The 18888-nt window shown below is 67.8% G+C and carries 22 protein-coding genes; 9 read left to right on the top strand and 13 right to left on the bottom strand.

Annotation, left to right across the window (positions count from 1 at the left end; all coding sequences use genetic code 11):
* Positions 1 to 565 precede the first annotated feature (565 nt).
* Genes ACZ7KI_RS29795 through ACZ7KI_RS29775 form a run of 5 tightly spaced genes read right to left on the bottom strand, consistent with a single transcriptional unit; the run spans position 566 to position 4100 of the window.
* Positions 566 to 1903: an NAD(P)/FAD-dependent oxidoreductase gene (locus tag ACZ7KI_RS29795; RefSeq protein WP_470276368.1), complete on the bottom strand. Its 1338-nt coding sequence runs from the start codon at positions 1901 to 1903 to the stop codon at positions 566 to 568.
* On the bottom strand, positions 1896 to 2132 hold the full coding sequence (locus ACZ7KI_RS29790) for a ferredoxin (protein ID WP_005164337.1): 237 nt from the start codon (positions 2130 to 2132) through the stop codon (positions 1896 to 1898). Before ACZ7KI_RS29790 ends, ACZ7KI_RS29795 begins: the two co-directional genes overlap by 8 nt.
* Before the next feature lie 31 nt (positions 2133 to 2163).
* Positions 2164 to 2769, bottom strand: a complete 606-nt coding sequence (locus ACZ7KI_RS29785; RefSeq protein ID WP_465503646.1) for a ferric reductase-like transmembrane domain-containing protein — start codon at positions 2767 to 2769, stop codon at positions 2164 to 2166.
* Positions 2762 to 3556: a DUF4142 domain-containing protein gene (locus ACZ7KI_RS29780; protein WP_470276367.1), complete on the bottom strand. Its 795-nt coding sequence runs from the start codon at positions 3554 to 3556 to the stop codon at positions 2762 to 2764. The genes ACZ7KI_RS29785 and ACZ7KI_RS29780 overlap by 8 nt, the downstream gene beginning before the upstream one ends.
* Entirely contained in the window at positions 3540 to 4100 is a 561-nt protein-coding gene (locus ACZ7KI_RS29775) for a hypothetical protein (RefSeq protein WP_470276366.1), read from the bottom strand. The genes ACZ7KI_RS29780 and ACZ7KI_RS29775 overlap by 17 nt, the downstream gene beginning before the upstream one ends.
* Before the next feature lie 289 nt (positions 4101 to 4389).
* Between ACZ7KI_RS29775 and ACZ7KI_RS29770 the strand changes: the two genes are divergently transcribed.
* From ACZ7KI_RS29770 to ACZ7KI_RS29755, 4 genes are all read left to right on the top strand, one after another.
* Positions 4390 to 4911 carry a sigma-70 family RNA polymerase sigma factor gene (locus ACZ7KI_RS29770; protein ID WP_233224236.1) on the top strand — a complete coding sequence of 174 codons (522 nt, stop codon included), beginning with the start codon at positions 4390 to 4392 and terminating at the stop codon, positions 4909 to 4911.
* Positions 4908 to 5654, top strand: a complete 747-nt coding sequence (locus ACZ7KI_RS29765) for an anti-sigma factor family protein (RefSeq protein WP_470276365.1) — start codon at positions 4908 to 4910, stop codon at positions 5652 to 5654. Before ACZ7KI_RS29770 ends, ACZ7KI_RS29765 begins: the two co-directional genes overlap by 4 nt.
* Positions 5655 to 5860: 206 nt before the next feature.
* The gene (locus ACZ7KI_RS29760) at positions 5861 to 7153 is read left to right on the top strand and encodes a DUF1996 domain-containing protein (protein WP_470276364.1); all 1293 of its coding nucleotides are present in this window, start codon (positions 5861 to 5863) and stop codon (positions 7151 to 7153) included.
* Between the two features lie 454 nt (positions 7154 to 7607).
* Positions 7608 to 8165, top strand: coding sequence for a sugar O-acetyltransferase (locus ACZ7KI_RS29755; RefSeq protein WP_470276363.1), 558 nt, complete (start codon positions 7608 to 7610; stop codon positions 8163 to 8165).
* A gap of 9 nt (positions 8166 to 8174) precedes the next feature.
* Here ACZ7KI_RS29755 and ACZ7KI_RS29750 read toward each other — a convergent pair whose 3' ends face one another.
* Positions 8175 to 8642: an Lrp/AsnC family transcriptional regulator gene (locus tag ACZ7KI_RS29750; RefSeq protein WP_470276362.1), complete on the bottom strand. Its 468-nt coding sequence runs from the start codon at positions 8640 to 8642 to the stop codon at positions 8175 to 8177.
* A gap of 103 nt (positions 8643 to 8745) precedes the next feature.
* On the opposite strand from ACZ7KI_RS29750, the gene ACZ7KI_RS29745 reads away from it, so the two are divergent.
* Complete coding sequence (locus ACZ7KI_RS29745; RefSeq protein WP_470276361.1) at positions 8746 to 9222, top strand: DUF2000 domain-containing protein; 477 nt, start codon at positions 8746 to 8748, stop codon at positions 9220 to 9222.
* Positions 9223 to 9255: 33 nt separating this feature from the next.
* Here ACZ7KI_RS29745 and ACZ7KI_RS29740 read toward each other — a convergent pair whose 3' ends face one another.
* The 5 genes from ACZ7KI_RS29740 to ACZ7KI_RS29720 are packed head-to-tail and all read right to left on the bottom strand — an operon-like array spanning position 9256 to position 13453.
* On the bottom strand, positions 9256 to 10047 hold the full coding sequence (locus tag ACZ7KI_RS29740; protein ID WP_470276360.1) for an alpha/beta fold hydrolase: 792 nt from the start codon (positions 10045 to 10047) through the stop codon (positions 9256 to 9258).
* Positions 10048 to 10078: 31 nt separating this feature from the next.
* Positions 10079 to 11125, bottom strand: a complete 1047-nt coding sequence (locus tag ACZ7KI_RS29735) for an NAD(P)H-dependent flavin oxidoreductase (protein WP_470276359.1) — start codon at positions 11123 to 11125, stop codon at positions 10079 to 10081.
* Positions 11122 to 11847 (bottom strand): CoA-transferase subunit beta, encoded by a 726-nt coding sequence (locus ACZ7KI_RS29730; protein ID WP_470276358.1) that lies wholly within the window; start codon positions 11845 to 11847, stop codon positions 11122 to 11124. Before ACZ7KI_RS29730 ends, ACZ7KI_RS29735 begins: the two co-directional genes overlap by 4 nt.
* Positions 11844 to 12704 (bottom strand): CoA transferase subunit A, encoded by an 861-nt coding sequence (locus ACZ7KI_RS29725; protein ID WP_470276357.1) that lies wholly within the window; start codon positions 12702 to 12704, stop codon positions 11844 to 11846. The genes ACZ7KI_RS29730 and ACZ7KI_RS29725 overlap by 4 nt, the downstream gene beginning before the upstream one ends.
* Positions 12704 to 13453, bottom strand: a complete 750-nt coding sequence (locus ACZ7KI_RS29720; protein ID WP_470276356.1) for an enoyl-CoA hydratase family protein — start codon at positions 13451 to 13453, stop codon at positions 12704 to 12706. The genes ACZ7KI_RS29725 and ACZ7KI_RS29720 overlap by 1 nt, the downstream gene beginning before the upstream one ends.
* A 90-nt stretch (positions 13454 to 13543) precedes the next feature.
* On the opposite strand from ACZ7KI_RS29720, the gene ACZ7KI_RS29715 reads away from it, so the two are divergent.
* Both ACZ7KI_RS29715 and ACZ7KI_RS29710 read left to right on the top strand, forming a co-directional pair.
* Positions 13544 to 14338: an SDR family oxidoreductase gene (locus tag ACZ7KI_RS29715; protein WP_470276355.1), complete on the top strand. Its 795-nt coding sequence runs from the start codon at positions 13544 to 13546 to the stop codon at positions 14336 to 14338.
* The gene (locus ACZ7KI_RS29710; RefSeq protein ID WP_470276354.1) at positions 14335 to 15240 is read left to right on the top strand and encodes an SDR family oxidoreductase; all 906 of its coding nucleotides are present in this window, start codon (positions 14335 to 14337) and stop codon (positions 15238 to 15240) included. The genes ACZ7KI_RS29715 and ACZ7KI_RS29710 overlap by 4 nt, the downstream gene beginning before the upstream one ends.
* A gap of 124 nt (positions 15241 to 15364) precedes the next feature.
* Here ACZ7KI_RS29710 and ACZ7KI_RS29705 read toward each other — a convergent pair whose 3' ends face one another.
* On the bottom strand, positions 15365 to 16231 hold the full coding sequence (locus ACZ7KI_RS29705; RefSeq protein ID WP_470276353.1) for a GNAT family N-acetyltransferase: 867 nt from the start codon (positions 16229 to 16231) through the stop codon (positions 15365 to 15367).
* Positions 16232 to 16296: 65 nt separating this feature from the next.
* On the opposite strand from ACZ7KI_RS29705, the gene ACZ7KI_RS29700 reads away from it, so the two are divergent.
* Both ACZ7KI_RS29700 and ACZ7KI_RS29695 read left to right on the top strand, forming a co-directional pair.
* The gene (locus ACZ7KI_RS29700) at positions 16297 to 17142 is read left to right on the top strand and encodes an SCO6745 family protein (RefSeq protein WP_470276352.1); all 846 of its coding nucleotides are present in this window, start codon (positions 16297 to 16299) and stop codon (positions 17140 to 17142) included.
* A 40-nt stretch (positions 17143 to 17182) separates the two neighbouring features.
* Positions 17183 to 17677 carry a pyridoxamine 5'-phosphate oxidase family protein gene (locus tag ACZ7KI_RS29695; RefSeq protein ID WP_470276351.1) on the top strand — a complete coding sequence of 165 codons (495 nt, stop codon included), beginning with the start codon at positions 17183 to 17185 and terminating at the stop codon, positions 17675 to 17677.
* Here ACZ7KI_RS29695 and ACZ7KI_RS29690 read toward each other — a convergent pair.
* Positions 17674 to 18837, bottom strand: coding sequence for a steroid 3-ketoacyl-CoA thiolase (locus ACZ7KI_RS29690; RefSeq protein WP_470276350.1), 1164 nt, complete (start codon positions 18835 to 18837; stop codon positions 17674 to 17676). The two genes, ACZ7KI_RS29695 and ACZ7KI_RS29690, sit on opposite strands and share 4 nt — an antisense overlap.
* Between the last annotated feature and the right edge of the window lie 51 nt (positions 18838 to 18888).

Here is an 18888-nt window from a genome sequence, read left to right as displayed (position 1 = left end):
CCTGCCCACCAGCAAAAACACAACACCAACACCATCGCCGAGATCAACACCCAAACCCACCGGTGGATCCAGGTTGAGTGTCCCAATTCCTTCATAGACACGGGGTCGTACCCGGCTTGCGAAGCTTGGTCAACAGAGCTTCAGGGGGCATGGCCCTGAACCTGATGTACCTCGAGTGTGGAGGATTTGGGACGTTCACCGTCCCCAATCCTCCACACTCGAACCCCACAGGCATCAGCGATGCCACATCCAGACCACCAAGAACAAGTGCCGACCAGCAACTCTGCGACTTTGCCGGGACCCTGCGCTCAAGGTAGGAAAGGGGGCCTTCACGGACTTTCCTGACTTGAGGCTGGGGCCCTCCCAGGTGAGTCAAGCCTGGAAGGGCCCCGCCTGCTACGGAGAGCCGGGAAAGCGAGGCCCGACGGTGCCCGAATCACCATCGGTCCCGGTTTCTCCCGGCGTCCCCAAGGGGTGGCGGTGGGCGCGGAGGCCCAGCAACCCACCGCCACCTGGTGGGACCGCGGCCGCCGCGCGCGGCCCCGGTCCTCCTCACGAACCCGGGTCACCCGGCGGGAACGCGAGCCCAGGGCATCTCCTCCTGCGCGGGAACGGCCGCGGTCGGCGTCTCGGACAGGAAGTCACGCTCGAACGGGGCCAGGATGTCCTCCCCGATGCTCGCCGACTCGGCGAACGACGGCTCCGCGGGAGCGGGAGCGGGCGTGGGGAACACCGGCTCGGGCACCGGCAGCCGCCGGTCGAGTTCGGCGGTCCAGTGGATCATCGCCTTCGGCCGGTCCCAGCCCGCCGCGCCGATGAGCCTGCCGTCGCGGACGAAACCGGTGACCCCGTCGGAAAGTTCGATCGTGTCCTTGCCGAGCGACGGCATCCCGACGGTCTGCAGCCGCGCGTCGTACAGCGACGACCAGGCGCGGGGGAGCGGGGTGTACGGCCGTGCGTTGGCCCGGCCCAGCATCAGGCTTTCCGCCGCCGCCCGGCCGGATTCGACGCCGTTCATCCAGTGCTCGACCCGGCGCGGGGTCTCGTCGATCCGCAGGTTCGGCCACTTCGCGATGTCACCGGCGACCACGACGTCTTCCGCCCCGACGGCGAACAACGTGGATTCGCACAGGACGCCGTCGTCGATGGTCAGCCCCGAGCCGCGCATCCAATCGACGGCGGGCACGCTGCCGATCGACAGCACCACGCAACTGGCGACCAGGAACTGGTTGTTGGTCAGGTGCAGCCCGACCGTCTCCTTGGTACTGATCCAGTTCCGCACTTCGGTGTTCATCGCCAGCTTGGCGCGGTGGTGCTGGTGCTCCTTCGTCAACGCCTCCGCGATCCGCTCCCCGAAGCGGTGCAACGGCGCCTTCGCGTGGCCGATGAGGGTGACGTCGCGCCCCATGTACCGCATCGACGCGGCGAACTCGTTCCCGATCAGGCCGCTGCCGATCACCACGACGGATTTGTTGCTGTTCCCCAAGGCCCGCCGGACGGCGAGGGAATCCTCCACGGTGCGCAGGACCCGGACCCTGGGGTCATGGCGAGGTGAGCCGGGGAGATGCCGGGGGTAGACGCCGGTCGCGACGATCAGGCCGTCGTACCAAAGGGATTCCCCGCCGGGCAGGTGCACCGTGCGTTCCTTGGTGTCGAGCCAGGTCGCGCGGGTGCCGAGTCGCCAGTGGACGTCCAGGTCGAGGTAGGGCTCCAGGCTCGCCGCCACCGGTTTCACCCCGCCGGTGATGAGTTCCTTCGACACCATCGGCCGGTGATACGGCTTCCGCGGCTCGTCGCCGACCAGCACGATCTCGCCGTCGAAACCGAGTTCCCGCAGGCGTTCCGCGGAGCGGAAGCCGGCGACGCCCGCTCCGACGATGACGATCCGATCCCCGTCACTCATCGTCGTACGCCCCTTCTCCCTTGACTCTGATGGCTTGTTTGGGGCAGAGCCGGGCGGCGGAAATGGCCTGATCCAGACCATCGCGGTCGACCATCCGGCGGATGCGGAGCTTGCCGTCCGGTCCGATCTTGAACGTGGCGGGCGCTTCCATCTCGCAGAAGCCGAAGATCTCGCACCGCTCGTTGTCGACGCTGACGCGAGTGCCGCGCCGTACGCTTCCGAAGATCATTTTTTCGTTTCTCCAAGTCTTTTCGCGGCCGCTAGACCAGTTCCTCGACCAGACCCAGTCGTTCGAGGTACCGGGTGGGCGTGAACCGCAGCGCGGTCAGCACTACCGCGGGGACCAGCAGCGTGATCCCGCCGAACCACAGCAGGCCGAGATGTCCGTTGGCGATGGCGCCGAAGAACGCGTGCAGTGCCGTGATCGCGACCGCCGGATAGGCGAGCCGGTGGATCCACAGAAAGCGCCGGTAGGAACTGAACCGGCTGATACCGCCGGTCAGCGCGACGGCGATCATGACCTCGAGGCCGACGACGCCGAGTTCGTGCCGTGCCAGTGTGCCGGGCAGGAGCGGGATGGAGATCTGCGCCAAGGTGAAACCGTCGGGCAGGAACAGGAACGACATCGCGTGCACGACACCGAACGACAGGGCAAGGATGCCGAGCACCATATGCGAGCTGCGCAGCGCCTTCCGGCCGGTCAGCGACTTGATCCAGCCGGTCGCGGTGAACACGCCCCAGCACAGGGTGAGACACATGAAGCCGTACGAGATCCGGGCGGAGGTCTGCGCCATGCCCTTGATGCCGGGGTCGGTATCCGTTTTCTGGGTCAGGACGATCACCACCTCGGACCACTGGTCAAACATTGATCTCTCCTGGGGCACTGGGAACCAGTTCTGGTTCGGCTGCGGCCGCGCGTTTGCGGGTCCGGGTGTTCTTGCTGCGCAGGGACCGGATGGCGAAGAAGAGCCCGCCACCGAGCGCCACCGCGAGCACCAGGCCGAGGGCGAACTCGCCGAAACCGACGTCCATGGCGGCGTTGGGGTTGTTCGCCTGCGGCACGGGGGCTTCCGGAAGCAGTGACAGGTCGACGCCGCCGGTGCTCTCCAGCAGGGTCATATGCCGCAGCACCGCCTGGTTCGCCGTGGTGGCGTAGTCCCGCATGACGTCGTTGCGGGTACCCGCCCTGACCTGCGCGATGATGGGGAAAAGCACACCGTGCGCGTAGCGGAGCCGGGTGGCGAAGATCCGGTCGAACTCGCTGTCGTCGCGGGCGCCCTTCATCTCGCCGAGCCACGCCGACTGCTGATCCGAAGGCTCGCGCGGCAGGGTGATGCCGAACCGGTCGGCGATCGCGTGCGTCGCGGTGTCGAGCCTGCCGTGATCGATCATCAACGTCCGGCCGACTTCACGGGTCCGCTTGCTCTTTCCGCGTTCCTGCGCCCACATCCCGGCAGGCATTTCCCACAGCCCGGCCAGTTTGACGTTCACGATCAGGTTCTTGTCCGAGGCGGTGAGTTCTTGGGCGTGCGCGTCGTCGACGGGGCCGAGCAGCGTCACCGAGGCGATCGTCAGCAACACCAGCATCAGGCGGGAAAAGCGGGAGAGGACCGGGCCGGGGGTTTCCCCGGAGAGGTCAGATGCCGAGGTCATCGGCCTGCCAGGTGTCCGCGGTGAGCAGTACCTTCGTGCCGTCCGGCTTGACCGGGAACCACGCGTCGTCGGCGCCCTGTCCGCCGGTGTCGCCGGGCATCGCGTCCTTCGCGTTGCGGTAGAGCGGCCATCCCGCGAGCGTGACCTGATCGGTGCCGTCGTCCCTGGTCACCGTGCCGACCAGGGCACGATCGATCCCGGTCACCACGAGATCGCCGCCGGCCTTGGCGGGAATCCAGGTCCGCGCGCAGGTGCCGGTGCAATTCGATTTGGGCGGGTTCACCGTGTCCTTGTCATAGCGGTAAAGCGTGAAGCCATTGGTGTCGGTGACCAACGGTCCGAGGTCGAACAGAATCGCCGCGGTGACACCGGGGGCCGGTTCGGCCGAGGGATCGGGCATTCCCGGGATTTCCGCCGCGCCGGCGGCGGGGGCCGCGCCCGGCGAACCGTTCGGTCCCGCGGTACCGGTGGTGCAGGCCGCGATCGACACGATCGCGGCGAAAGCGAGGGTCAGAGGTATGACCGAGCGTGACACGGGGTTCACGGAAATCCTCCTGTCGGGGCAGAGGAGAAAGGCCATCGCGGCGGGGCGATGGTGTGCGGGCGCGTTTAACTCCACTGTGGACAGTCAGGTTCCACGGTGGATTCGGCGGTGCGGGGGACAGCGCCGGGTCGGGGGTCTTCGGTAGGGGATACGGTCACGAGTCGAGAACGGTTCAAAAAACTTTCCTCCTGTGCCAGAACCGGGGCTGATCGGTTTTGGTACTGGACTTATCGCCCTCGGGCACACAAAGATGTGCCGCGTGGGACGCCACTCTCGGATACTGCAGCCAATGGTCGATCATGAACCCGCGTCGAACGGGCATGACGACCTCATCAGGGCGTTGTACCAGGAGTTCGGCTCGAGCCTGATGGCGTTCGTGCTGAAGCTGACCGGCCACGATCGTCAGTGGGCCGAGGACGTGGTCCAGGAGACGCTCATCAAGGCGTGGCGCAACGCCGGCAAACTCGACCGGCAGCCGGAAATGCTGCGCGCCTGGCTGTTCACCGTGGCCAGGCGCATCGTCATCGACGGCTGGCGGAGCCGGAGCGCCCGCCCTCAAGAGGTGGAGGAACTGGAGTCGGATTCGATCGGCGTACCGGACGAGTCGGAGAAGACGCTCGCGGCCATGATCGTTTACGAGGCCCTGCGCAATCTTTCCCCGGAACAACGAGAAGCCGTCCAGCAGACCTACCTGCGTGACCGCACCGTGAACGAGGTCGCGGCGACGCTGGGGGTTCCGCCGGGTACGGTGAAATCGCGGATCCACCATGCCGTGCGCGCGTTGCGCAGGGCGCTGCAGGAGCGGGGGTGAGCGAGGTGTCCGGAGCGCCGCATACGGATATCGCCGCCTACGTGCTGGGCGTCCTCGGCGAAGAGGATCACGCCAGGTTCGAGGCGCATCTGCTGGAGTGCCCCGAGTGCCAGGTCGAGCTGGTGGAGATGTACCACCTGCCCGACATCCTGGACATGGTGAAGAAGAGCTGGCCGGACCCGCCGGTGAAGGGTCCGGGGCCGCGGGTGCTGCGGATGCTGCTCGCGGACGCCGCCAAGGCGGGCCGCCGTCGCAAGATCATCCGGCTCGCCACGGCCGCCGCCGTCCTCGTCCTGATCGTCGGCGGGCCGCTCACCGTACTTTCGCTCACCGACCGTGAACCGGTCATCACGCAGGCCGCGCCCACCGTCGTCACGGCGGTGTCGCCTTCGCCGCCGCCGCGGGAGACCGGCCCGGACGGCGGCGCCGCCCCCTTCGGCTGGTCCGAGGCGGGCAACGCGGTCGCCGCCGAGGTCACGGTCCAGGAGAAGGAGTGGGGCAGCGCGGTCGAGCTCGAACTGCGCGGCCTCACCGGGCCGATGACGTGCCAGCTTTTCGCCTACTCCCACGGCGGAGAGGCCTACGTCGTCAACAACTGGAGTGTGCCGTCCAAGGGATACGGCGTTCCCGGTTCCCCCGATCCCCTTGTAGTCACCGGTTCGACGGCGTTGCAGAAGGCCGACATCGAACGCTTCGAGGTCCACAAGCAGGACGGCACCGTCCTGGCCATCGTGCGCCGGTAGCTTTATAACGGAAAGATAACGGCGGGGTCGCGTTTTGAACCGGCCCACTTCTGGAACCGTATCTCTCAGTAGCCGGATCTGGACCGGCGGGCGGACAGCAGGTCCGTCGCGAATTCGGCAATCGGCGTATTCGACAAATGCGTGGCTCATGACTGGGTACCGGTGGTTTTTCGGTGTGCCCGGAAACGAATGAGGTGAGCAAGTCAATGGCACGAAATCAAGGGCGCCATCGTATCGCCCGCAGGACCAAGATCGCGACCGCGTTGCTGGGCCTGTCGATCGCGGTCGGTGGACTGGTGGTGGCCACTACGACCGGCGACTCCGACAGCGCCTCCGCGGACGAGGTGGACAAGTCGTTCTTCGTGGACATCACCAAGGTGCGGCCCAACGTCGACAAGCCGGAGCCGGGGGCGAACGCGTCCACGGGCTCGTTCACCGTCGACTGTGGCAAGAACGAGAACGGGCACTTCAATCCCGACAACTTCATCGCGCAGCCGGGTATCCGCAACGGCGCCCAGCATCTGCACGACTATGTCGGAAACCTTTCCACGAACGCGGATTCGAACAACAACAGCCTGCTGGGCGCCGGTACCACCTGCGAAAACGGCGACGAGTCGGCGTACTTCTGGCCGGTGGTAAGGATCGACACCGAAGAGGAGGGCGGAGAGCAGCAGGGCGAGCAGAATCAGAACGAGCAGCAGGGCGCCGATCAGGACCGGAACCAGGACCAGAACCAGGATCAGCGGCAGGGTGGTCGTGACCAGCAGCGACAGGCCGACCGTAACTCCGGTGGCGGCGGGCAGCCGCAGGGCGACCGTGACCAGAACCGTGACGGTGACCGGAACCGACAGCAGAACCAGAACAACCAGAATCAGAACAATCAGAACCAGAACCAGAACGACCAGAACGCCGACCAGGGCCAGGCCGAGCTGGAAGAACCGAACGCGGCCAACGAACTCGCCGGCAACGACGGTGAGATCCAGCGCCCCGCGACCGTCGACATCACCTTCAAGGGCAACGCCCAGGAGAAGGTGAAGGAGATGCCGAAGTTCCTCCGGATCCTTTACGGCGACGCGAAAGTCACCGCGAATGGCCCCGCGAACGCGCGGGAGAGCTGGACCTGCACCGGCTTCGAGGACAGAGTCATCAAGCAGTATCCGATCTGCCCAGAGGGCAGTGACGTCAAGCGGGTGCACACCTTCCCGAGCTGCCTCGACGGCAACAACATCGACAGCGAGAACCACCGGGATCACATCAAGTACCCGAACGAGAACGGCGAATGCGCGAACGGCCTGACCGCCGTTCCCGAGCTCACCATCTCGCTGACGTACAAGATCCCCCGGGCGATCCAGGTCGCCGGGCAGTACAAAGTGGACTCCTTCCCCGAGGAGGACCACAACCCCTTCTCCGATCACGACGATTTCGCGAACGTGATGTCCGATCAGATCATGGATCGCCTCGTCGATTGCGTGAACGAGGGTCGCAAGTGTCGCGAATGAATCGTTGACCAACTGTCCATAGTGTACTCAGCGGCTCGCTTATGTCCTTGCCTGCCAAGATAAACAAGCATGACCAAACTTCATAGTGATCGTTGTCACGTGTTTTTGTTTCGCTGAAACAGGTGACAATAGCGGTTGATCGGGTTTATCGTTCAATTCAGAACAGCGCACGAAGTTCACAACTCCAGCAGAGATTTCCCGAATTGATCGGGTCTCAGGCGTCCTCGGCCCACTCCGACGGCCGGGGCGGTTCAACGGAAGCGAGAACCGGCGAACAGGAGGAAGATACTCCGGCCCGGCGGGTCCCCCCCTTACACCTCACCCACCCGCCGGGCCGGCCCTACTCGCAAACCGATCGACACAACTGAAGAACGCTCCGCAAGCGTTTACCCGCCCTGGCGGTGGGCTTCCCTCGGGAAGTCCACCGCCAGGGCTTTTTCGCTAGGTTGGCGGCATGGGTGAGCAGAAGGACCGCATGCTGCGCGGTGAGTTGTACCGGGACAACGACCCCGAACTGGTCGCGGACCGCAGGCGCGCGCAGGCGCTCGTCGACCGGTTCAACGGTACGGGTGCCGAGGAGACCGGTGAGCGGGACACCATCCTTCGCGAGCTGCTGGGGAAGCTCGGCGAGGGATCCTGGATCATGCCGCGGTTCCAATGCGACTACGGCTACCTGATCGAGATCGGCGCCAACAGTTTCCTCAACTACGACGCGATCCTGCTCGACTGCGCCCCGATCAAGATCGGTTCCGACTGTTCGATCGGCCCGCGTTGTCAGCTGCTGACCGCGCTGCACCCCGTGGAAGACCACGAACTGCGACGGGCTCGCTGGGAGTCGGCCGCGCCGATCACCATCGGGAACAACGTCTGGTTCGGCGGCGGCGTCATCGTGTGTGCCGGGGTCACGATCGGAGACGACACCGTGGTGGGCGCGGGCAGCGTCGTCACGCGGGATCTGCCGTCGAAGGTGTTCGCCGCGGGCAACCCGGCCCGGGTCATCCGCGAACTTTGAGCGGCTCGCTCACCGGATGGCGGGCGTGATGCGGGTGCGCCTGATGTGCTCGAACACCATCGACGTGCGCACATCGGCCACTTCGCCTCGTTCGGTCAGCTTGTCGATGACGAAGGCGTAGAGGCTTTCGTTGTCGGGGACGGCGACGTGCAGGATGAAGTCCTCGGTCCCGGTCGTCACGTAGAGCCCGACGATGTCGGGCAGGGTGTTGACCCAGTTCCGGAAGGCTTCGATGTTCCGCCGCGACGGCGGTCGCACCCGGACGGCGATGAGCGCCTGCACCCCGCGGCCGATCGACGGGAGATCCACGTCCAGCAGGGCGCCGCGGATCACGCCGCGCTCACGCAGGCTTCGCGTCCGGTCCAGCGCGGTGGTCGGCGAGACACCCACCGCGGCGGCCACTTCACGGTTGGTCTTCCGTGCGTCCGACTGCAATTGCGCCAGGATCGCCTGATCAAGTTCGTCCAACCGGGCCATAACGAGCCTCCTTCCGTATTAAGTACGAACACGATGGACTCTAGTCGTATACCCACTTAGCTTGTCCCTGTTCGTCCGTTGATGTGAGCAGGAGATCAGCTGAATGACCGAGTACGGTACGGCCATCGGGTTCGCTCCCGAGGAGATCGACCCCACCGCGTCCACTCGATCGGCCCGGTTGAAGTGGGTCGTCGTGGTCAACAGCGAGCTGCCGCCGGGGCGCGCGGTGAACGCGGCCGTCTGCACCGCTGTCGCCACCGCGACGACCGTCACGGGGCTCCTGGGAGAGGACGCGTTCGACGCGGACGGGGAGCGTTATTCGGGCCTGCCGTGGACCGGCTGCTCGGTGCTGACGGCCGACGCCGCGCAACTGCGGGCCATCCGGGCGAAGGCCGCGGCCTCGCCGGGGTGCCACGTCTCCGACATGCCGGGGATCGCGCAGCAGATCCGCGTCTACGCCGATTTCCTCGCGACGATGAAGGAGATCCCGACCGAGGAGATGGACTTCTGCGCGATCGGGATCGTCGGACCGCGGAACCGGGTCGACAAGCTGGTCGGGAAGCTGTCGCTGATGCCTTGACCTGGCCCGGCGCCGACTCACTCAGAAGACCGTTCAGCCTTCGAGGAGGTCGCGCAGCGCTTCGGTGAACTGGGCGGGGTTCCGTTGCGGCGCGAGATGGGCCCCGGGCATCTCGGTGAACGGCAGCCCCAGTTCCAGCGCGAGGATTTTCGCCGGCTGATAGTGGTAGTGCCCTCGGCTGCCGATACCCGCGACCGGGAAGATCTCGGTCTCCACCCTGCGCAGTGCCCGCAGATCCGGGAGATAGTCGAGGATTTCGGACAGCTCGCGGCCGAACAGCCGCTTCCAGTCCTCCTCGTTCGGCAGCCGGATCGCGCGCAGTTCGGGCAGCGCGGCGCCGGCGATACCGTCGGTGAACCGTTTGAACGCCCCCATCAGGTCGCCCGCCTGCGCGAGCCGGACCTGCGCGTTGGCCTCGTCGAGCCAGCCGAGCGCGTCCGGGAGCAGCTGGACGGCGGGGGGTTCGTGGGCGACCAGCACGCTCACCGCTTCCGGATGGCGGGCGACGAGGTCGAGGCCGATGAGCGCGCCCGCGCTGGTCCCGAACACCAGCGCGGGCCCGCCGTCGACGTGCTGGAGGATGGCGTGCGCGTCGTCGGCCTGCTTCGGGACGCTGACCGGGCCGGTGCTGGTGTCGGTGCTGCGGAAGTGACCGCGCCGGTCGTAGGTGACGACCGTGTAGTCCTCGGCGAGCAGCTTCGTCATCGCCCGGAAGGTGTCCGCCGAACCCAGCCCACCGGCGATCAGGAGCAGAAGCGGCCCTTCGCCGGTGCTGCGGACGTACAGCTCACCGTCCTCGACCGGACAACGACTCTCCGAGATCATGGCCGAAGTCAAGCACAGCGCGCTCGCCCCGCTACCCGGAGCCCAGCCGCCGCAGGATGTCCGTGGCGTCGGCCACGATCGTCTCGATCAGCTCGCCGACGGCGGGCAGGTCGTCGAGCAGGCCGACGACCTGCCCGGACGCCAGCACCCCGGCGCTCCGATCGCCCTCGACCAGCCCGGCGCGCAGCAGCATCGGCGTGTTGGCGGCCATCAGCACCTGCGACCAGGTCCGGTCGCCGCCGCGTTTCATCCGCAGCCCTTCGACGGCCAGCGAGCGCCACGACAGCCCGCTCAGCTTCCGGAACTTCGCGGCGTTGCCGACGGCCCTGGCCAGCCCGCTCACCGGACCGGCGGATTCGAGCGCGTCGACCAGCTCCGTCCGGAGGACGCGATGCGGCATCCCGTCCACCTTGCGGGTGACGACGGTGCCGTTGAGATCACGCGCGAGGTAAGCCTGTTTGATCTCCTCGGGGACGGTGCTTTCCTTCGTCAGGAGGAACCGGGTGCCCATGGCGACGCCGGCCGCCCCGTAGGCGAGCGCGGCGGCCAGCCCGCGGCCGTCGAAGAAGCCGCCCGCCGCGACCACGGGAATGTCGACGGCGTCCAGTACCGAGGGCAGCAGCAGGGTCGTCGCGACACCGCCGGTGTGCCCGCCGCCTTCGCCGCCCTGCACGATGACGGCGTCCGCACCCCAGTCCGCGACCTTCTCCGCGTGCCGCGCCGCACCGACCGACGGGACGACGAGGACGCCGTTGTCCTTCAGCCGCGCGATCATGTCCTTTTTCGGCGCCAGCGCGAAGGAAGCGACACGGACTTCCTCGGTGATGAGCAGCTCGACCCGCCGTGCCGCGTCTTCGGCGTCCGCGCGGAGATTAACGCCGAACGGCCGTGACGTGCGGCTCTTGACCTCCTTGATCGCCGCCGCCAGTTCGTCGTAGGTCATCGTCGCGGACGCGAGGATGCCCAGGCCGCCCGCTTCCGCCGTCGCCGAGACGAGCCGCGGCCCGGCGACCCAGCCCATCCCGGTCTGCACGATCGGATGCCGGATCCCGGCCAGTTCGGTCAGCGCGGTCTTCACGACGGGACTTCCTTGTCCCGCACCGACTTCGGATCCAGGCTGTGCCGGATCAGCAGCAGCTCGGAGTCGGTCGGCAGCCGGGATTCCGCGACGTCGTCGGTGATCAGCGGGAACGACGTCGCGTCGACGACCTCGTCCACGGAGACCCCCGGATGCACGGAGAGCAGCCGCGGCGCGTGGTCTTCGCCACCGAAGTCCAGGACCCCGAGGTTGGTGACGACGCGGTGGAGGTCGTGATGCCGCAGCCCGGCCGCGCGCGCCCTGGCGTAACCGACGCCGGACACGACGTCGACCTGGTCGACGAAGACGCGTTTGCTGTGCCGCGGAACCCAGTAGCTCGTGCGGTGGTTGGCGGTGTTACCCGGTCCGCCGCGTACGCCGAGGAGTTGTTTCTTCGGCCGGGAATGGTCGCCGATCGCCGAGATGTTCTGGTTGCCCTCGCGATCGATCTGGTTGGCGCCCATCACCACATGCCGCTTTCCGCGCGGTACCACGGTGTCGAGGACCTTGCGGAACGGTTGCCAGCCTTCGACGACGGCATCGGAGGTCATCAGGTACGCCTCGCCGTCGGACAGCAGGATGTCCGGTTCGAAGGTCAGCCTGGCGAGCCGGGCGCCCAGTGACGGGATGAAACCCATGGGGCTCACCACGATCTCACCGTCACCGCGGAACAATTCGGCGCAGGCCACGACGGCGATCTCGGCGCGGGTGATGTCACTCATGCGGACTCCCCGAATTCGGCGACGGCCTTCTGGTAGTGCGCTTCGTCTCCGGAAAGGAACCTGTCGACGAATTTCGGCCAGGCGTCGGGATCCTTGGCCGCCTCGGCGTAGTGGCGCTGGAACCGTTCGTCCCGTCCGTAGTCCGGCACCGCGGTGGTGAAATGCGCGCCGTTCGGCGTCTCGGCGACCCCGGTGACGAGCATCCGGCTCAGCAGCAGGCTCTGTACGGGCCCGCCTGCCGACAGTTCGGCGGTGTCGACGATCTTTTCCGTTGACACGTAACACTTGTCGGCAGCCAGCGCGAATAGTTCGTCGAAGTAGGGATCCGGTCCGAGGTACTGCGCGTTGCCCCGGGCGTCGGCGCGGTTGAGGTGGACGAAGGCCGCGTCGAGCTTGAGTGCGGGCACGGCGAGCAGTTCTTCGGCGTCGTCGTAAGGAGAGCGGACCGTGCGCAACGACGGGTTCAGGTCCATGACGCCGGAGCCGAGCCCGGCCCGCGTCGGCAGGAAGGGAAGTCGTTGTGCCGCGGCGGAAAGGCCGGTGCCGAAGACACCCTCGTCGTATTCGGTGACGGTGATGGTCCCGGATTCCCTGGCCCGGGAGAACCACGGGTCGTACGGGATCGAGTCGAGCGTGACGAACCCGAAGACCAGGTGTTCGATCTTGCCCGCCGAGGCCAGCAGCCCGACATCCGGACCGCCGTAGGAGACCACGGTGAGATCCTTGACCGGCGACCGCAGGATCGCGCGCACCAGTGCCATGGGCTTGCGCCGGGAACCCCAGCCGCCGATCCCGATCGTCATCCCGTCGGTGAGCCCGGCGACCATCTCGTCCGGCGTCATCCGCTTGTCGGTCATCACTTCCCCTTGCCGTCCAAGAACTCCTGGCGCGCACCGTCGGAGACGCCCGCCAGGTTGAGTTCGAAGGTGAATCCCTGCTCGAACCGATAGCTGCGGTGCACGGGCTGGACGTCGATGCCGTTGATGGCCTGTTTCGCCGCGCGGATCACGCGGGTGTCCTTCGCCGCGATCTGCCGCGCGACGCCGAGCGCGGTCTCGTCGAGTTCGTCCCGCGACACCACCGCGTAGACCGAACCGTGGTGGTGCAACTGGTCCGCCGTGATCGTCGACGCCGTGTAGTACAAGGCCCGCATCAAGTGCTGAGGGACCAGTCGCGAGAGATGGGTCGCCGCGCCGAGCGCGCCGCGATCGACCTCGGGTAGCCCGAAGGTCGCGTCTTCGGCGGCGACCACGATGTCCGCGTTGCCGACCAGGCCGACCCCGCCGCCGAGACAGAACCCCTGCACCGCGGCGATCACCGGGACCGCGCAGTCGTAGACGGCGGAAAACGCCGCCGCGCAGCCTTCGTTCGCGCCGATCAGCGCGCCGTACCCCGGATCGCGCTGGATCTCCTTGATGTCGACGCCGGCGTTGAACCCGCGGCCTTCCGCACGCAGCACCACGACATGCGTCGCGGGATCGCGCCCGGCGTCGGTGAGGGCGGAGGCGAGGGCGAACCACCCCTTCACGCTCAGCGCGTTCACCGGCGGCGCGTCGACCGTGACCACGGCGATGCCGGCCTCCGGTGAGTGGGTGGAAACGCTCATCGTGCACCCTTTCCGCTACCAAACCTAGCACTTGCTTGGTACGTTAGCAGGACGTCAGGCCCGGGTACAGCGACGTGAAGGAGGCCCGGCATGGCACTCGAACTCCGGCTCGACGGCGCCGTGGTGCTGGTGACCGGTGGGGTACGCGGCGTCGGCGCCGGGATCACCAGGACTTTTCTGCGTGCCGGCGCCGAAGTCGTCACCTGCGCGCGCACCGAACCCGAGCGGCCGGTCCGCGCCGAGGACAGGGCGTCGACGTTCATCTCCTGCGACGTCCGCGATCCCAAGGAGGTCGACGCGCTCTTCGAGGAGATCCTCCGGCGTCACGGCAGGCTCGACGTCGTGGTCAACAACGCGGGTGGCGCGCCGTACGCCGCGGTGGCCGACGCGTCGCCGAGGTTCCACGAGAAGGTGATCGGGCTGAACCTGCTGGCACCGCTGACCGTCGCCCGTGCGGCGAACGTGATCATGCAGGGGCAGGAGCGCGGCGGCGTCATCGTGAACATCAGCAGTGTCAGCGGGACGAGACCGTCGCCGGGGACGGCCTCCTATGGCGCGGCGAAAGCGGGTTTGGACAATCTGACCGCGACACTGGCCGTGGAGTGGGCGCCGAAGGTGCGGGTCAACGCGCTCGACGTCGGCATGGTCCGCACAGAGCACACGCATCTCCATTACGGCGACGAGGCCGGAATCGCGGCGGTGGGCCGGACAGTCCCGTTAGGACGGTTGGCCGAGCCGGACGAAATCGGGTCCTGCGCGGTGTTCTTGGCTTCCCCGCTGGCCTCATACGTCAGCGGTGCTTGTCTGGCCGTGCACGGCGGGGGAGAGGTGCCCGCCTTCTTGGCCGCTTCCAACTCTCGAACCGAACGAAAGGAGCCGGTGTGAGCGGGATCGCCGACGGCCGGATCGTGGTGGTGACCGGGGCCGGTCGTGGCATCGGCAGGGCGCACGCGCTCGCGTTCGCCGCCGAGGGCGCGCGGGTGGTGGTGAACGACCTCGGTGCCGGGATCGACGGCAGCGGCGGTTCGGCCGGGCCCGCGCAGGGCGTCGTCGACGAAATCGAGGCGCTCGGCGGCAAGGCGGTCGCGAACACCGACGACGTCGCGTCCTGGGACGGGGCCGCCGCCCTGGTGCGGACCGCCGTCGAAACCTTCGGCGGGCTGGACGTCTTGGTCAACAACGCGGGTTTCCTGCGTGACCGGATGCTGGTGAACCTGGGCGAGGACGAATGGGACGCGGTCATCCGTGTCCATCTGAAGGGGCATTTCGCGCCGACACGGCACGCCGCCGAGTACTGGCGCGCGGAAGCGAAAGCCGGTCGTACGCGGGCGGCGCGCGTGATCAACACCAGCTCCGGGGCGGGATTGCTCGGCAGCGTCGGGCAGGGCAACTACTCGGCCGCGAAGTCCGGGATCCTGGGCCTCACATTGGTCGAGGCCACGGAATTCGCGCGCTACGGCGTCACCGTGAACGCGATCGCCCCGGCCGCCCGGACCAGGATGACCGAAGCGGCGTTCGCCGAGGACATGGCGGCGCCGGAGGACGGATTCGACGCCATGGCACCGGAAAACGTGTCACCGCTGGTGGTCTGGCTCGGCAGCGAGGAATCGTCCGGGGTGACCGGGCGGGTGTTCGAAGTCGACGGCGGACGCGTGTCGATCGCGCAGGGCTGGCGACACGGCACGGTGCGGGACAAGGGATCCCGGTGGTCACCGGCCGAACTCGGGCCCGTCGTGGCGGAGCTGGTGGCGGATGCTCCGGCTCCTGAACCCGTTTATGGCGCTTAAGGCTTCGGTACAGGTGTCGTGAGTGGCGTTTCGGGTTCCAACCCGAATCGCTGCTCACGACCAACCCAGCCCACCCCTCTCTGGAAGCCTCCAGCCGGGAAGTCCCCTTCGCCGTGTGCCCGCATCAGAGGTCTCGCGCGAGGTCCCGGATCTCGGGAAGCGGCTCGAAACCCGCCGACCTGTAGGTGGCGACGGCGGCGACGTTGGCGCTCGGCGTGTAGACGGCCGCGCTCGACGAGCCGAGTTCCCGGAGCATGGCCGCCGCGGCGATCGTGATCGCCCTCCCGTAGCCGTGTCCGCGATGGTCCCGGTGCACCCCCATCGGCTCGATGATCCCGGGCTTCCCCTGGCCCGCCGACCACACCGTCACCGCGGCCACCGCCTCACCGCGGTCGTCGTACGCGACCAGGCACCGTGCGTCGGTGTACGGCAGTCCGGACGCCATCGCGTGCCAGCGTTCCGTGGAGAAAGTCGACTTGTCGAACGACTCCCGTAGGACGGCGGCGTGGACGTGCCCCTGTTCGGACCCGATCACCTCGATCCGCACGCCGGGGTCTTCCACCGGCTCCGTGAGATCCAGGCGGAGCGGCGTCCACGGGTCATCGAGACGCCAGCCGTGCTCGAGCAAGAGGTCTTGGAGCAGCGCGTCCTTCGGTGACTCGATGGCCACCTTCCCGGCAGGCAGCACACCGCGGTCCGGGTCGATCACGTCTTCGGCGATCCGCCGCGCCAGTTCCTCGTCCCGACGAACGTCCGGCGCGGTCGTGAGCCGCAAGAGGTCGGCTCCGTCCAGGAGCCCGACGGCGAGAATCCGCCCGTCCCGGCGCCAGCTCCGGACCGCCGCGGCCGTCGCGTCCGCACCGAACCGCCAGAACCAGCCCAGATCACCGGGATGCAGCTGCCAAGCCACCCCTTCGGATTGCCACTCCCGCATCACGTCCACGGCCTCGTGCAGTCCGTCGAGGCCCGGTCGCTCCAAGCTGATCGCCATACCGGTGATCACACACCACGCACGAAGGGCTCGCATCCGGTTTTCGGCGCGGCCAAGATGGGGGAGTGAAGTCACTTCAGCGCCGCCTCTGGGAGGCGGTCGAGCCGTTGCATGCCGTCGTCTACTTCGCCCCCGAAACGGCGGCCGCGGCCAAGGCCGTCGGTCTGCCGAGCTGGTGGATGGGTTATTTCGCCGGACGGGTCGCGCCGCTCGGACCGCTGGCGGAACCACCCGCGACGGCGATGCTGTTCGGGTTCGCGCCGCGGATGGTCGCGCGATCCCTGCCCGACGCCTGGAAATACGCCGAGCCGTCAGTGGTTCTGAAGAGCCGGATGGACGCCGTCGAGACGGCCTTGATGCGGATCCTGCCCGCCGACGCGGCCCTCGACGAACTCGCCGACCTACTCGAGCAGGCCGTCACGGGCTGCGATTTCGCGGCAAGGCCACTCGCCTCCGCCTGGTCTTCGGTCGCCCGTCCCGTGAGTGCTGCCGGTCGGGTCTGGCTCGCGGCGACGGTGTTGCGTGAGCATCGCGGGGACGGTCACGTGCTATCCGCCGTCGCCGCCGGGTTGCGCGGGCTCGACACGACACTGACCCACATCGGCAGTGGGGCGGTGACCCGCGAGGTCATCCAGATCAACCGCGGCTGGTCCGACGACGACTGGGACGAGAGCGTCGCACGGCTGGCCGAACAGGGCGTCCTCGACGGCGAACTGAAGCTCACCGACGCGGGAATCGCGTTGCGTCAACGGATCGAGGACGAGACCGACCGCCTCGCCACCGGCCCGCTCGACGCTCTCGGCGAGGACGGTGCCGCCGAAGTCGTGCGGCTCGCCGTCCCCCTGAGCCGTCATGTCTTCGACGCCGGAGCCATCCCGTTGCCGAATCCGATGGGGGCACCGCGGCCCTGATCGCTCGAAACTGTCGGACCCCGGTGGGACGCTGTGCGGCATGGCTACCTGGCGACAGTTCAGTGAAGAGGCACCCGAGCTGGCGGCGAAGATCCGGGAGCGGTTCACCGCGGCGAAGTCACACGTGCTGGCGACCATCCGGCGGGACGGTTCGCCTCGCGTCAGCGGCAGTGAGGTCGATTTCCGTGAACAGGACCTGCTGATCGGTTCGCTGATCGGTGCGATGAAGGCGAAGGACCTGCAGCGCGACGGCAGGTTCGCGATCCACGCCGCCTCGGCGATCGACGAGGGCGGCGCGGACGCGAAGGTGTCGGGCGTCGCGGTCGAGATCACCGATCCGGCGGAGGTCGCCCGCCTGCAGGGCGACGACGGGGAGGCCCACGTCTTCCGGCTCGACCTCACCGAGGCGGTGCTGACCTGGGTCGAGGGCAACACCATCTTTTTCGACTCCTGGAAGGAGGGTCAGGGGAGCAAACGGCTCGCGAGGCCGGACAACGGTCCGGTGGTCGAGGTCAAGCTGGACGAGGAACGCTAGATCCGTTCGATGATGGTGCCGGTGGAAAGCGCGCCGCCGGCGCACATCGTCACCAGCGCGGTGCCGGCGTCCCGGCGTTCCAGTTCGTGCAGTGCCGTGGTCAGCAGCCGCGCGCCGGTACTGCCGACGGGATGCCCGAGCGCGATCGCGCCACCGTTCACGTTGACCTTGTCCTCGTCGGGCCGGTGCACCCGTTGCCACGACAACACAACTGAAGCGAAGGCCTCGTTGACCTCGAACAGGTCGAGGTCGCCGATCGCCATCCCCGCCTTGGCCAGTACCCGTTCGGTCGCCTGCACGGGACCGTCGAGGTGGTAGTACGGTTCCGCGCCGACCAGTGCCTGGGAGACGATCCGCGCCCGCGGCTTCAGGCCCAGTGCCTTGGCCCGGTCCGAGTCCATCAGGAGGAGCGCGGCCGCGCCGTCGGAGATCTGCGACGACGTCCCGGCCGTGTGCACGCCGCCTTCGAGGACGGGCTTGAGCTTGGTGAGGCCTTCGACGGTCGTCTCGCGCAGGCCCTGGTCGCGGTTCACCAGGAGGGTTTCGCCGGTCGGCGCGCCGTCCTCGCCGAGCACGGGTGCCTTCACCGCGACGACCTCGCGGTCGAAGTGCCCGGCCGCCCACGCCGCGGCGGCCTTGGCCTGGGAGGCCGTGCCGAACCGGTCGACGTCGTGGCGGGTGATCCCGCGCCGTCGCGCGATCCGCTCGGCCGCGCCGTACTGGTTCGGCATGTCGATCGACCACGACTCGGGCCGTGGCGTGCCGATGCCCTCACCGCGGTTCGCGCCCAGGGGTACCCGGCTCATCGCTTCGACGCCGCACGAGACACCGACGTCGATCGCGCCGGCCGCGATGAGCCCGGCGATCAGGTGCGTCGCCTGCTGCGCCGAGCCGCATTGGGCGTCGATGGTGGTCGCGCCCGTCGTCTCGGGGAGCCCGGCGTGCAGCCACGCCGTCCGCGTGACGTTGCCCGCCTGCTCACCGGCCTGGGTCACGGCGCCGCCGATCGCCTGCTCGACCAGCGCCGGATCCAGTCCCGCGCGGTCGAGCAGGGCGCGCTGCGCCGCGCCCAGGATCTCGGCGGCGTGCAGCCCCGCCAGCTGGCCCCTGCGCTTGCCGACAGGGGTGCGGACCGCCTCGACGATCACCGGACTACCCACGTTCGCCTCCTGGAGAACACCGTTCACTACCGAAAAAGTAGAACACGTTCT

This window comes from Amycolatopsis sp. NPDC039088, from assembly GCF_055598845.1.
This window is presented reverse-complemented; position numbering and strand designations above follow the sequence as displayed.

What these genes read in the sequence shown, in the direction of transcription:
- ACZ7KI_RS29720 (WP_470276356.1), bottom strand. Translation starts at nt 13,453, where the DNA reads ATGAGCGTTTCCACCCACTCACCGGAGGCCGGCATCGCCGTGGTCACG.
- ACZ7KI_RS29740 (WP_470276360.1), bottom strand. Translation starts at nt 10,047, where the DNA reads ATGATCTCGGAGAGTCGTTGTCCGGTCGAGGACGGTGAGCTGTACGTC.
- ACZ7KI_RS29785 (WP_465503646.1), bottom strand. Translation starts at nt 2,769, where the DNA reads ATGTTTGACCAGTGGTCCGAGGTGGTGATCGTCCTGACCCAGAAAACG.
- ACZ7KI_RS29790 (WP_005164337.1), bottom strand. Translation starts at nt 2,132, where the DNA reads ATGATCTTCGGAAGCGTACGGCGCGGCACTCGCGTCAGCGTCGACAAC.
- ACZ7KI_RS29730 (WP_470276358.1), bottom strand. Translation starts at nt 11,847, where the DNA reads ATGAGTGACATCACCCGCGCCGAGATCGCCGTCGTGGCCTGCGCCGAA.
- ACZ7KI_RS29745 (WP_470276361.1), top strand. Translation starts at nt 8,746, where the DNA reads ATGACCGAGTACGGTACGGCCATCGGGTTCGCTCCCGAGGAGATCGAC.
- ACZ7KI_RS29715 (WP_470276355.1), top strand. Translation starts at nt 13,544, where the DNA reads ATGGCACTCGAACTCCGGCTCGACGGCGCCGTGGTGCTGGTGACCGGT.
- ACZ7KI_RS29705 (WP_470276353.1), bottom strand. Translation starts at nt 16,231, where the DNA reads ATGGCGATCAGCTTGGAGCGACCGGGCCTCGACGGACTGCACGAGGCC.
- ACZ7KI_RS29725 (WP_470276357.1), bottom strand. Translation starts at nt 12,704, where the DNA reads ATGACCGACAAGCGGATGACGCCGGACGAGATGGTCGCCGGGCTCACC.
- ACZ7KI_RS29695 (WP_470276351.1), top strand. Translation starts at nt 17,183, where the DNA reads ATGGCTACCTGGCGACAGTTCAGTGAAGAGGCACCCGAGCTGGCGGCG.
- ACZ7KI_RS29750 (WP_470276362.1), bottom strand. Translation starts at nt 8,642, where the DNA reads ATGGCCCGGTTGGACGAACTTGATCAGGCGATCCTGGCGCAATTGCAG.
- ACZ7KI_RS29760 (WP_470276364.1), top strand. Translation starts at nt 5,861, where the DNA reads ATGGCACGAAATCAAGGGCGCCATCGTATCGCCCGCAGGACCAAGATC.
- ACZ7KI_RS29795 (WP_470276368.1), bottom strand. Translation starts at nt 1,903, where the DNA reads ATGAGTGACGGGGATCGGATCGTCATCGTCGGAGCGGGCGTCGCCGGC.
- ACZ7KI_RS29780 (WP_470276367.1), bottom strand. Translation starts at nt 3,556, where the DNA reads ATGACCTCGGCATCTGACCTCTCCGGGGAAACCCCCGGCCCGGTCCTC.
- ACZ7KI_RS29770 (WP_233224236.1), top strand. Translation starts at nt 4,390, where the DNA reads ATGGTCGATCATGAACCCGCGTCGAACGGGCATGACGACCTCATCAGG.
- ACZ7KI_RS29755 (WP_470276363.1), top strand. Translation starts at nt 7,608, where the DNA reads ATGGGTGAGCAGAAGGACCGCATGCTGCGCGGTGAGTTGTACCGGGAC.